Origin of the sequence: Dysgonomonas mossii DSM 22836, from assembly GCF_000213575.1 — a bacterium.
GTDB classification, from domain to species: domain Bacteria; phylum Bacteroidota; class Bacteroidia; order Bacteroidales; family Dysgonomonadaceae; genus Dysgonomonas; species Dysgonomonas mossii.
In genome coordinates, this window is record NZ_GL892005.1 from 535,469 (window position 1) to 548,348 (window position 12,880).

Annotated in this window: 8 protein-coding genes; 3 read left to right on the forward strand and 5 right to left on the reverse strand. The window is 39.3% G+C overall.

Annotated elements, in window-relative coordinates; all coding sequences use genetic code 11:
- Nucleotides 1-70: 70 nt before the first annotated feature.
- Both HMPREF9456_RS17550 and HMPREF9456_RS17555 read right to left on the reverse strand, forming a co-directional pair.
- Nucleotides 71-748, reverse strand: a complete 678-nt coding sequence (locus tag HMPREF9456_RS17550) for a hypothetical protein (protein WP_006842547.1) — start codon at nt 746-748, stop codon at nt 71-73.
- Nucleotides 749-807: 59 nt separating this feature from the next.
- Nucleotides 808-1,428, reverse strand: coding sequence for a hypothetical protein (locus HMPREF9456_RS17555; RefSeq protein WP_006842548.1), 621 nt, complete (start codon nt 1,426-1,428; stop codon nt 808-810).
- A 92-nt stretch (nt 1,429-1,520) separates the two neighbouring features.
- Between HMPREF9456_RS17555 and HMPREF9456_RS05820 the strand changes: the two genes are divergently transcribed.
- The 3 genes from HMPREF9456_RS05820 to HMPREF9456_RS05830 all read left to right on the forward strand — a co-directional run bounded on the left by HMPREF9456_RS05820 (nt 1,521) and on the right by HMPREF9456_RS05830 (nt 7,108).
- Nucleotides 1,521-3,026, forward strand: coding sequence for a helicase HerA-like domain-containing protein (locus HMPREF9456_RS05820; RefSeq protein WP_006842549.1), 1,506 nt, complete (start codon nt 1,521-1,523; stop codon nt 3,024-3,026).
- Nucleotides 3,027-3,252: 226 nt separating this feature from the next.
- The gene (locus tag HMPREF9456_RS05825) at nt 3,253-4,149 is read left to right on the forward strand and encodes an RsmD family RNA methyltransferase (RefSeq protein WP_006842550.1); all 897 of its coding nucleotides are present in this window, start codon (nt 3,253-3,255) and stop codon (nt 4,147-4,149) included.
- Nucleotides 4,150-4,453: 304 nt separating this feature from the next.
- On the forward strand, nt 4,454-7,108 hold the full coding sequence (locus HMPREF9456_RS05830) for an AsmA family protein (protein WP_006842551.1): 2,655 nt from the start codon (nt 4,454-4,456) through the stop codon (nt 7,106-7,108).
- A gap of 75 nt (nt 7,109-7,183) precedes the next feature.
- Here HMPREF9456_RS05830 and HMPREF9456_RS05835 read toward each other — a convergent pair whose 3' ends face one another.
- Genes HMPREF9456_RS05835 through HMPREF9456_RS05845 form a run of 3 tightly spaced genes read right to left on the reverse strand, consistent with a single transcriptional unit; the run spans nt 7,184 to nt 12,877 of the window.
- Entirely contained in the window at nt 7,184-8,563 is a 1,380-nt protein-coding gene (locus tag HMPREF9456_RS05835; protein ID WP_006842552.1) for an efflux transporter outer membrane subunit, read from the reverse strand.
- Nucleotides 8,556-11,708 carry an efflux RND transporter permease subunit gene (locus tag HMPREF9456_RS05840; protein WP_006842553.1) on the reverse strand — a complete coding sequence of 1,051 codons (3,153 nt, stop codon included), beginning with the start codon at nt 11,706-11,708 and terminating at the stop codon, nt 8,556-8,558. The genes HMPREF9456_RS05835 and HMPREF9456_RS05840 overlap by 8 nt, the downstream gene beginning before the upstream one ends.
- Complete coding sequence (locus tag HMPREF9456_RS05845) at nt 11,705-12,877, reverse strand: efflux RND transporter periplasmic adaptor subunit (RefSeq protein ID WP_006842554.1); 1,173 nt, start codon at nt 12,875-12,877, stop codon at nt 11,705-11,707. The genes HMPREF9456_RS05840 and HMPREF9456_RS05845 overlap by 4 nt, the downstream gene beginning before the upstream one ends.
- Nucleotides 12,878-12,880 lie beyond the last annotated feature (3 nt).

The window sequence follows — 12,880 nt, forward strand, 5'->3', positions numbered from 1 at the left end:
ATTTTACTGCATCTGGCTATTTTTGATCTTTATTTTCAGCGTTGAAGCCTATTCTGATTTTTATTGCATCTCAGATATCGTGGATTCTTTTATTTTTTATGTCTAAAACATTTAATATGACAGATAATACAATAAGCATTTCGAACGGAAAGCTAAATCGAGAATTTGTTCCGTATGTAACAAAAGCTTGTAGTATAGATGCTGTAAATACTATTATAGATATTGTTAGCTGAGGGCTAATCTTCTTTTGCCTTATACCTCTGAATATATTGTAAGGAATAAGGATTATAAATGCGATCTTGATTAATTGTAATAGAATCCTTTCTAGGTAGCATATATACAATAATATTTCATTGGCATGAGGAATCGCAAATTTATCATATTCCCAATACAGCGATGTTTTCCAAAAGTCACGCCACGAGATAAAAACCTGCTGCAAGTACGCTGTCGGGTTCTCTTTAATTGTAGCTATACTATAATCATAAAGCCTGTTGGATAAGTCGGGGAACGATAAGCCGGTTTCCGATTCCAATTCAGGGTATGCTTCCCAGATAGTCATTGCTATTTCCTTGTCCGAAATCCTGTTGTCTCTATACTTGGCATATATATTGCCTATTGCGTTATATTCGGGTGTTGTTTTTTCTGCAAAGTTGACACAGTTCTGAGCAAGATTGAATCCGTAAAAAGTAGTAGAAGTGAAATAACCTGTGTTCTTTTTGTTTACATAAGACCAACCGAGAAAAACCAAAAGAGGAATTATTAAGATAAAAGACAGTCTGGTTAACAGAACCTTGAATGAACTAGCATTTAATAAAATAAAAAAAGAATTACGGGTAAGAATACATAAAAAGGCTTTATCAAAACAAGGTATCCACACAATATACCGAGGTTTATGTATTGATTAGATTCTCCGCTTCGAATTCTAAAAAACAGATACAATATAAGTGTTACAACGAGTAATGTAAGTGTTTCTGTAAGAATAGCTACCTCAAAGAAAATAGTTGGTAAATAACAACTTAATATAATCGTTAAATAAAAAGATATCTTTTTGCTCAACCTCACCGATAGGCATGTTTTGTAGAAGTAAATAAGAGTAACTATTCCTATAATAAACTGTAGTGCACCTGTTGTAGAATAAGAGATATTACTCAACGCAAGTAAAATAGGATATCCCGGAGAACGTTGACCTTCATAGCTTGAAAAATCAAAGTTTAGTATTCTCTTAGCTAACTCTACATACCCTTCACTATCAGGATAGAGGGTTATATACTGATATAAAAAGGCAACAACTAAGCGAACTAAAGTACCGACAATAATGATGCTTTTTATCGGATTATCTGTTACCCATTTTCTTATTTTAGCGAATGTGTTCAATAAATTCTTTTTGATAAAATTAAGCTTTATATCGATTGGTGATGTGTATTGCAATAAATAATTATTTTTGTAATACCATTAGCGAACTTTTTATACTCCTTTTTGATTTTATATAATAAGAAAACAAACTTAAAAAATATAATCCAATGTATGATAATGAAAAAAGAGCTTTTATAGCTATTTCTCCCGAACAGGAAGTCTGTATGGTTCCTAAAATGGCTAATCGACACGGACTTATCACCGGAGCCACAGGTACAGGAAAAACAGTGACGTTACAGACCTTGGCCGAGACATTCAGCAGAATGGGAGTTCCTGTATTTGCTGCAGACGTGAAGGGCGATTTATCGGGTGTAGCCGCCGTTGGAGGAAATAAGGAGAGCGTTACCCAACGTGTAGAATCATACAAATTGGCAGATAAAGGATTTAAATTTCAGGATTTCCCTGTTCAGTTTTGGGATGTCTTTGGAGATCAAGGTGCGCCTATCAGAGCCACAATTGCAGATATGGGGCCGCTTCTATTAAGCAGGCTTTTATCTCTCAATGATACTCAATCGGCAGTTCTCTCTATTATATTTAAATTAGCAAAAGATGAGTCTTTAGATATTATTGATTTGAAAGACTTGCAAAAGCTTTTGGAATATGTAGGGAATAATGCCAATCGTTTTACAACAAGCTATGGCAATATCTCTACGGCAAGTGTTGGAGCTATACAGCGTGGATTAATTGCGTTAGAGCAAGAAGGTGCTGATAAATTCTTCGGAGAGCCGAATCTGAATATCGACGATCTGATACAAACAGTAGGAGAGAAGGGCGTTATAAATATATTGGCAGCAGATAAGCTGATGAATTCTCCACGTGTATATACTACATTCCTGATGTGGCTGATGACCAAGCTGTTTGAAGTGATGCCCGAAGTGGGAGATCCGGATAAACCAAAACTGGTATTCTTTTTCGATGAAGCTCATTTACTGTTTAGTGATGCCCCGAAGGCATTGTTGGAAAAGATAGAGCAGGTTGTCCGTCTCATTCGTTCGAAAGGGATAGGCGTCTATTTTATATCACAGACTCCTGCTGATATTCCGGACTCTGTATTAGGTCAGTTAGGAAATCGTGTACAACATGCTTTGCGAGCCTATACGCCGAAAGATCAGAAAGCAGTTAAAGTTGCGGCGCAGACTTTCAGAGCGAATCCTAAATTTGATACAGAACAGGCAATCTCCGAATTAGCAACAGGAGAGGCTTTAGTCTCGCTATTAGATGAAAAAGGTCGACCCAATATGGTCGAAAGAGCTTTTATTCTACCGCCTGAAGGGCAAATCGGACCATTGGATACTGCTGCCCGTAATCAGATGACGCAGGGTTCTATTTTGTATCGCCACTATGCACAAGGAATAGATCGAGAATCAGCTTACGAAATCTTAACGGAGCGTTTGCAAGGTACTTTGAGTGAGAAAGAACAAGCGGCGCAGGATAAAGCAGAGGCAAAAGCTCAGAAAGAAGCCGAAAGGGCACAGCGTGAACAGGCTAAGATTGACCAAAAGAATGCCGTAGAGAACAAACGATTTTGGAGTAGAATGGCAACGACAGTGCTTGTCCCTATTGCCAAACAGGTATTGAATGTGTTTCTCAAAAGCTCTTCAAAGAAAAGATAGAGCCTGATATATAAACTATAGAAAGACAGTCGACTGGAATCAACCATTCGGCTGTTTTCTTTATAGATACAATCTTTGTTTATTTTTTTTCAAAATTTACTGTCGGATTAATTTATCATCCTACCTTTGTAGCCTTGAACCCAGAAAACAATAAAATCTTCAAATACGAACATTTGTTGAGCATTGATTTCGCTTTCAAATTCAGACTGAATAAAAGGAAATAAAGATGCAATTACTCAGACCGCAGCATTGGAAAGATTATGAACTGATCGACTCGGGCGATTATGAAAAATTAGAACGTTTTGGTAAATACATTATCCGACGTCCCGAACCACAGGCAGTATGGCGTAAGTCTCTGCCCGAGAAAGAGTGGGAGGACGCAGCCGATGCCACTTTCAAGAAGGAGAAAGGGAAGACATCCCAAGATGGTAACGACAAAGGTGTTTGGGTACAAAAAAATGGAATGCCCGACCAATGGTTTATCAACTATGAATATAAGGAAATGAAACTTCGGTTTCGCCTCGGTCTTACTTCTTTCAAGCATGTAGGGGTGTTTCCTGAACAATCGGAGAATTGGGACTTCATATACGATACAGTTCGGAACCTCAATGTTTCTGAACCCAAAGTGTTGAATCTTTTTGCATATACAGGTGGGGCTTCTATTGCGGCTAAAAGTGCAGGAGCTGATGTGACGCATGTAGATTCTGTGAAACAGGTAATCACGTGGTCGCGTGAAAATATGGATGCTTCCGGTCTGCATGATATACGCTGGATCGTAGAAGACGCACTTAAGTTTTGCCGCCGCGAAGTAAAAAGAGGTAAGAAGTATAATGGGATAATACTAGACCCTCCTGCATATGGTCGTGGTCCTGATGGCGAAAAGTGGATATTGGAAGAGAATATAGCTGAAATAATGTCTCTTTGTTCGCAATTGCTGGAGGAATCCAATTCATTCCTTATACTAAATCTGTACTCTATGGGCTTCTCGGCTGTCATCGCCGATAACCTCATAAAGGATTATTTTTCTGATGTCAAAGATCGCACGTACGGAGAACTGGTTGTTCCTGAAAAATCCGGTAAAAATCTGCCCTTAAGTATTTATATCCGTTTGATCAGAAAATAGTGTCACTTTTTGTATATTTGAGTTTCTCGTATAAGTGGCTTGTATATATGATGTTATATAAGCTTCTGTGAGCAAAAGGTGACAAAGGTGACAGTTGTTCGTATGTTTTTATTTGTAACTTCTGAGATGTTTCTTTTCTTACATTTACTCATAATATATGATAACTTTAAAGAATAATCTTTCATGATATAGTCTATATATAGAACATAATATATTTCATAACATGACTTATAACAAAATTGCGAATAAACCGTTAATAAAATAAACAAACACAAATACATAGTATAAAAATCGAAGCTAAAGTATGAAAAAAGCTCTAACTATTGCGGGTGTTGTTATCGTTGTGCTTATAGTGGCTATGATAGCAATTCCTTTCTTGTTTAAAGATAAAATAAAAACTGCCGTATTGAATGCCGCAAACGAAAAACTAAACGCTACAGTGGATATTAAGGATTTTGGACTAAACTTGTTTTCCAATTTCCCTAATGCAACACTCTCCCTAAACGATGCCTCGGTAGTAGGTGTCGGAGACTTTCAGAAAGATACACTGTTGAGTGCTAAATCGGCAAGCGTTACTATCGACTTGATGAGCCTTTTTGGTAGCGAATATAATATATCTAAAATCAATCTGGATAAGGCTTCTGTATATACAAAAGTACTTGAAGACGGACGTGCTAACTGGGATATAATGAAGGCTGACTCTACAGCATCTGCTTCAACCGAAAGTGAATCGGCTTTCAAACTCAATTTGAAAAAGATTACGGTCAACGATTGTAGTTTTGTTTATCAGAACGATTCTACAAAGATGAAGGTGACACTTAATAAATGGAACGGAGATCTGCATGGCGATTTTTCGGCTGGCGAAACAACATTAAATACGAACTCTACTATCGGCGAAGTTACATTTGTTATGGATGGTATTCCATATTTGAATAAAATACAAGGTGTGGCCGATGCTACCATCAATGCGAATCTTGATAAGATGGAATTTGCCTTTAAGGAAAGTAACCTGCAACTAAATGATCTTAAAGCATCTATTGATGGTACTTTTGCTATGGTGGGTAAGGATTATGAAGATATGGAGTTCGATCTTAAGCTGAATGCGCCGGATACCCAATTTAAAGATATCTTATCTCTTGTTCCGGCGATGTATACAGCGGATTTTAAAGATGTGAAAACGTCAGGAACAGCAAAGTTGGAAGCATATATCAAAGGTCTTATGCATGGTGATAGTTATCCTGCGTTTGATGTAAAGATAATAGTGAATGATGCGATGTTCCAATACCCTTCTTTACCCAAAGCTGTTAATAACATAAATGTTGCTATGGCTATAAACAGTAAAGGTGGCTCGTTGGATAATATGATTATTGATATCAGTAAGTTTAGCTTCAATTTGGGCGGTAATCCTTTCTCGGGAAGCCTGAATGTATCTACACCGATGAGCGATCCCAACCTGAAAGCACAGGCAAATGGGACGATTGATTTAGGTATGATAAAAGATGTATATCCGTTAGAAAAAGGAACAGCTTTAAATGGTAAGATGATTGCTAATCTAAATGTTGCAGCTCGGATGTCTGCAATCGAAAAAGAACAATATGAGAATGTATCGGCAGCAGGAAGCTTGAAGTTGAGCAATATGATTTATAAATCTCAAGATATGCAAGATGTGTTGATTAACGATGCCGGATTAGAATTTTCGCCACGCTATGTAAATCTGTCTTCTCTAAATCTAAAGATTGGTAAAAATGATCTGTCAGCGACAGGACGTCTCGAGAATTTTATTGCTTATGCGTTGAAAGACCAAACACTGAAAGGTCAGTTGAATATAAAATCAAACTACCTGAATGCGAATGATTTTATCAGTAGTGAAACTGCCGGAACAGAAGAAACCGCATCATCATCAACAGAAGACATTATTATTCCTAAAAATATAGATTTTGTATTGAACGCAGCCCTCAACCAAATTGTATATGGAAAAATGAACATTACAAATATGGTTGGTAATATGACTGTCAAAAACGGAGTGCTTACTCTTAATAATGTTGGGGCTAATGCTTTGGGCGGTTCTTGTAAAGTTAGCGGAACGTATGATACATCAGAACCTAAGACACCGAAGGTTAACTTTGATTTGGCTTTGTCGAAAGTTTCATTTGCTGAAACATTTAAGTCGGTAGAATCTGTGCAAAAGTTTGCTCCTATATTTGAGAAATTGGGAGGAACATATTCTATGAACTTCAAATTTAATACGTCTTTAGGTGAGACAATTATGCAAACTTTGGCTGGTCTTACAGGTAGCGGAGCATTACAAACTAATGATGTCAAAGTGGAAGGCGTTGAGGCTCTGACAGCTTTGTCGTCTTCATTGAAGACTGATGCTTTGAAATCATTCTCTACGAAAGATTTGAATCTGCCTTTTACTATAAATAATGGAAAACTGAATACAAAACCTTTCAATGTAAACTTTGGCAATGGCGGTGTTATGAAATTAGAGGGTGCTACTGGTCTTGATCAAAGCATCGACTATAAAGGCACTGTTACACTTCCTAAATCGTTGGCAAACCATTACGTATCATCTGTGCCGATTACTATAGGGGGTACATTTACAAGTCCCAAGATTGGAATAGACACCAAGGCGTTGGTTGCTGGAGCTGCTTCGTCTGCCGTAAATGAGCTTTTGGGAGGAGAAAAAGGAGCTGATGTTTCAGCGAAGGCGTCTGAAGAAAAAGCGAAACAAATAGAACGGATTAGATCGGAAGCGGATGCCACAGCAACAAAGTTGGTGACTGAAGCGGAGAAACAATCACAGGCTTTGGAAGAAAAGGCAGGGAGTAATCCTCTTGCAAAAGCAGCGGCTAAGGCGGCAGGAAAGAAGCTTGTAGAAGAGGCTAAAAAGCAAGGTCAGAACTTGAGGGATAAAGCCGAAGAACAAATAAAGAAAGTAGAAGGCACGGGTAACTGATAAATAATTAATTAAAAAACTGTCTGAAAAGAAGATGTTTATTGTAATTCTGAGTTTTCTTTTCAGACAGTTTTTTTAGTCCCTATTAAGTCCTCCACCCAAAGCTTTGTAGAGAGCAACTAACGAATAGAGTTCGTTTAACGTAGCATTATTCAAAGCTATCTCGGCATCGAACAACTGACGTTGTGCGTCCAGTACATCGATATACTTAACAGCTCCGTTTACATATTGTAACTTAGCCAGCTCGTGATAAGAGTTAGCCGAATTGTATAAAGCTTCTTGTGACAGATATACCTCTTTCATCTTATTGAACGTAATGATAGAGTTGTTTACTTCCTTAAATACATTCAATACCGATTTTTCGTAGCTGTATACTTCTTGCTCGTATGTAGCTTTTGCCGCATTATGTTTTGCTTTGTTTTTGCCCATATTGAATATAGGGCCGGTAAGTACTCCCGAGATAAACCATGTCGGACTTTTAAGAAAGTCTGTGAGTTCGGTATTCTCTCCACCTAAACGCCCTGTAAGTCTTAAAGAAGGAAACATATCGGTGTAGGCCATCCCTACTTTAGCATTAGCCTCTATCAGCTTTTGCTCTGCCTGTATCATATCCGGACGGCGTTTCAGTAGCGACGACGGTAAATCGATAGGTAGGCTGGCTGGAACTTGCAGGTGACTAATGTCATCTTTGCCTCTGGGAATGTTTCCGATGGGAAACTCTCCAACGAGTACAAAAAGATCATTCTCTTTCAGTTTTATCTCATTTTCTAGATTTGGAATCAGCGTTTCGGTACGGGCTAGTTCAACAAGGCTTTGCCTGTATGGTATTTCAGATGTCAAACCACCTTCGTAGCGCAATTTGGCAAATCGGACTCCCTCACGTCTGGCATCCAAAGTCTGTTTTACTATTACAAGCTCCTTATCTAATGCTTTCAATTCAAAGTATGCCTGAGCAACTTGTGCCACAATGGTTAGGTGCATAGCTCTTTGAGCTTCTACCGTTTGCAAATACGCAGCAACTCCGGCTTCGTTGGCCCATCTCAGTTTACCCCATATATCCAACTCCCACGATACGTTAAGATTGGCTCTAAGCTCAGGTGAATATTTTTTCGAATCGCCACCATAGTTCAGATATTCCTTTTGTCCTGCCACTTCAGCCCCTATTTCAGGGAATAGGTTTGCAAATGATATTCGTTTGTTCGCAGCCATTTCTTTTATGCGGGCAGCTGCGATGAGCATGTCTTTGTTGTGGTCGAGAGCTTTTGTGATGAGTCCTTGTAATACAGAATCCTGATACAAAGCACTCCATCCGATATCAGAGGCATTCCCTTGATTCGTTATTTTTGCATCAAATGTTTGAGGTATATTCATTTCCGGCTGTTCGTATTTCCTACCTATTTTACAAGATGAGAATAATGCTGTGGAAATGAGAAGTATATATGTAAGTTTATTCATTATCATCTTTTTTTATAAGTTTCTTTATTTTCAGGAACTTAGGAAACTTAAGTTCTGGGATCTTAAACTTATCCTTTACTTTATATACTATCACAAAGAAAAATGGCACAAGTATTATTCCTAATGTAATAGCTACAATCATACCGAAAAATACACCTGTTCCTATCGAGTGTCTGCTCGCTGATCCCGGGCCGGAAGCTATTACCATTGGTAACATACCCAATACGAATGCTAAAGATGTCATTAATATCGGGCGAAAACGTAATTTTGCTGCTTGCATTGCTGCAAATATAGGTTGCATACCTGCATCGACCTGTATTTTGGCAAATTCTACGATCAGTATAGCATTTTTAGCGGCTAATCCAATTAAGGTTACGAGTCCGATTTGAAAATACACATCATTATCCAATCCTAATATCCAGATACCGATAAATGCTCCTAGCGCAGCAATAGGTAAGGACAATATCACGGAAATTGGTACAGTCCAACTTTCGTATAATGCCGCCAAAAACAAGAATACAAATATTAGAACCAGTACCAAGACTGTACCTGTTTGCCCGCTTGCCTTTTGTTCCTGAAAAGAGAGACCGCTCCACGCTATCCCGATATTGGCGGGAAGGTGTTCTTTTGCGATGTTTGCAATTTCGCTCATCGCCTGTCCCGAACTATGCCCTGCCGAAGGAGTAACCTGCATAGAGGCCGATGTGTACATATTGAAGCGTGAGATGTTTCCCGGCCCTGTGGTATAGCTGGTTTTACCCAAAGCTGTAAGCGGAACCATGTCGCCGCTTTTCGTTTTTACGAAAAATAGATTAATATCGCTGGCTGTTGCCCTGTATGATTGATCGGCCTGGATGTATACTTTGTATATACGGTTAAACATATTGAAGTCATTTACATATACTGACCCCAGATAGGCTTTCATTGTTGAAAAAATATCAGACATTGGTACACCGAGTAGCATTGCCTGATCACGATCCACGTCAAAATATAGTTGAGGTATTTCAGATTGCAAAGAAGAAGAAACATTTGAAATGCTCTTAGACTTATTTGCATAATACATAAAAGTATCAGTAGCAGCTACCAGATCGTCCCACTGAGCATCGGAACGAGCTTGAAGCTTCATCTCGACACCACCAGCCGATCCGAGTCCCGGAATGACAGGAGGACGGCTCACAAATGCTCTTATTTCGGGGTAATTATAAAATTCTTTTTGTGCGTCACGCATCACCTGGTCTACACCCGTACTTCTTTCTTTCCACGGTTTAAGGATAACCGTCAAAGTTGTCCGTCCCTGATTGGTTCCTACACGAGGGCTCGATCCTGTTACATTTTGTACATACTCTACCGCTTCATGGTTGTCTAGATAAGCTACAGCTCTATCCGTAACTGTTCGCATACGCTCGAGTGTTGTACCTTCCGGCATTTCAAGCTCTACGGTAAAATAACCTTGATCTTCTTGTGGAATGAAACTGGTAGGGACTATTTTATTCAATACGAAAATAAATACAAGGACCATTCCAAATGCTGCCATCGTACGTCTAGGGTTGTTTATAACCTTCAGTAATATGTTTGCATATTTCTTATTGCCATTTCCTAACCAGATATTTATTTTGCGGAAGATGAAGTGTTTTTTCTTTTTCGATGGCTTTAATATTATAGCACACATGGCAGGGCTGAGGGTCAGGGCTACTACTGCAGATATAAGTACCGATACGACAATGGTTACAGAAAATTGTCTGTAGAGTGCCCCTGTTATCCCATCAAGGAAGCTTACCGGAACGAATACAGCAGCCAAGACTAACGATGTAGCGATCAAAGCCCCCGTTAATTCCTTCATTGCTCTGTGTGTGGCTTCCCGTGCACTTACACCCTTCTGTTCCATAATACGTTCTACGTTCTCGACGACGACAATCGCATCATCCACAACAATCCCGATAGCCAAAACCAATCCTAGAAGAGTAAGCATATTAAGGGAGAATCCCATTATAAGCATAAATCCGAATGTACCGATCAAAGAAATAGGCACGGCAACTATCGGAATAATAGCCGCACGCCAGTTTTGTAACGAAAGGAATACTACTATAATAACAAGCGTGAGGGCTTCGAACAATGTTTTATAAACTTCGTGAATAGATTCTCCGATGTATTCCGTCATATCGAACGGTATCAGATAATCTAAACCCTCGGGGAAATCTTGTTTTATATTTCCCATAGCTGCCTTTATTTCATCCGCTACTTCCATCGCATTAGCGCCGGGAAGAAGATAGATGCTCAACATGGTTGCATATTTGCCGTTCAATCCACTCTCGGTACTATATGATGATGCCTCCAGAGATACTCTTGCTACATCTCTCATACGGATAAACGAACCGTCGTTATTGGCTTTTACTACAATATCCTCAAATTCACTCACTGTAGACAAACGTCCTTGTGCTGTGATAGGCATCGTAACATCCACGTGGACTATCGGTTGTTTACCGAGTTCGCCGGCAGCAGACTCTCTATTCTGATCTTTTAGAGCATCTTGCAAGTCTTTGACTGTTAGTCCAAAGCTAGCTAGTCTATCCGGATATACCCATATTTGCATGCCATAATATCGGCTACCTACATTCGAAACACGTCCTACTCCGGGTATACGTCTGATAACGTCCAGTATATTTATAGTCGCATAGTTGCTTAAGTATATCTCATCATATTTTGGGTCGTCAGATGTCAATGCAATCGTCATCAATTGTCCGGGTGCTTGCTTTTCAACAGAAATCCCACCTTGTAGTACCTCTGCAGGTAGACGGCTTTCGGCTAATTTTACCCGGTTTTGTATTTCTACTGCGGCTAGGTCGGCATTGGTATTTACATCAAACGTAACGGTGATGGAGAGTCCTCCCGAGTTGGAACTGCTCGATTCCATATATATCATACCGGGCGTACCGTTCAACTCTTGTTCGATGGGCGTTGCCACTGCTTGAGAAACCGTTGTAGCATTTGCCCCCGGGTAAGAAGCTCCTATTTTTACAACAGGAGGCGTTATTTGTGGATACTGTTCGATTGGCAATAGCACCAGCCCAATGATACCTATAATAACAATAAGTAAGGATAAGACGGTAGAAAGTACAGGCCTGTCTATAAATAATCCCGGCTTCATTTCTTATCCTCCTTCTTCTTTTCATCCGCTTTCTCGAGAGCCTCTATTTTTGCTTCCTCTTTAGTACTTCTCGATATAACCTTTTGTCCGTGAGTAAGCTTTTGATATCCTTCTACAACAATATGCTCATTCGGGCTCAATCCACGGATAACTACTATCTTATTATCATGTTCGGGACCGGTCTCTATATAGCGTTTTTCGACTATGCTATCCGGACGTATAACAAATATATTGGCTCCTCCTTTTTCTATCGAAATAGCTTTTCGGGGGATAACTACAACATTTTCCAATACATTAAGCAATAATTTTACACGGGTGAATTGTCCCGGCAGAAGAACCTGATTCGGATTAGGCAATACTGCACGTACCCCAAAAGTTCCTGTTTTAGGGTCAACAAGGGGTGATGCAAAGTCTACGATTCCTTTTTCGTTGTATACAGAGTTGTCGGCAAGCGTAACTGTAACAGTTGGCTGCCACGACCGGGTTGTATCCAATTCGCCTAAATGCACATTCCTGCGTTGACTTCTTAGATAGTCGAGAGAAGTAAGTTTGAAATCGACCAATACGGTATCTCTTTTTACTACTGTGGCCAATAACGACTTCGAATTTCCCACCAAAGTACCTATGTCCACATATCTTTCGCTAATATAGCCCGAAAGGGGAGACCGTACCACTGTATAGCTTAATTCCAGCTCGGCTTGTTCCAAGTCGGCTTTACTCATAGCTACATCAGCTTTCGACATATTCAGTGCAGCTACTGCATTGTCAAGGTCTAGCCTGCTGGCAGCATTTTGATTATATAAAGGTTCTATTCTTTTGAGATCACTTTCTGCTTTTAGAGCCTGCGCTTCATCTCTTTTTAGCTTTGCTTTTGCTTTTTCAACTTTAGCTTTGTAAGTTCTGTCGTTAATGTAAAATAAAGGTTCTCCCGCTTTCACTCCTTTTCCTTCATTAAAGGTCATCTTTTCGAGGAATCCCTCTACACGTGCATGAATTTCCACATTACGTGATGCTTTAATAAGGCCCACGTATTCTCCGTATATTTCGAAATTATCTGTTGTTACAGTTTCAACTTCAACAACCGGAGCCTCGACTTGAGTTTTTTTACATGCGTATAGTAGTAATGTACTCAGTAAGGTGATAGATAAAATACTTCTTATGTTATTCATAAA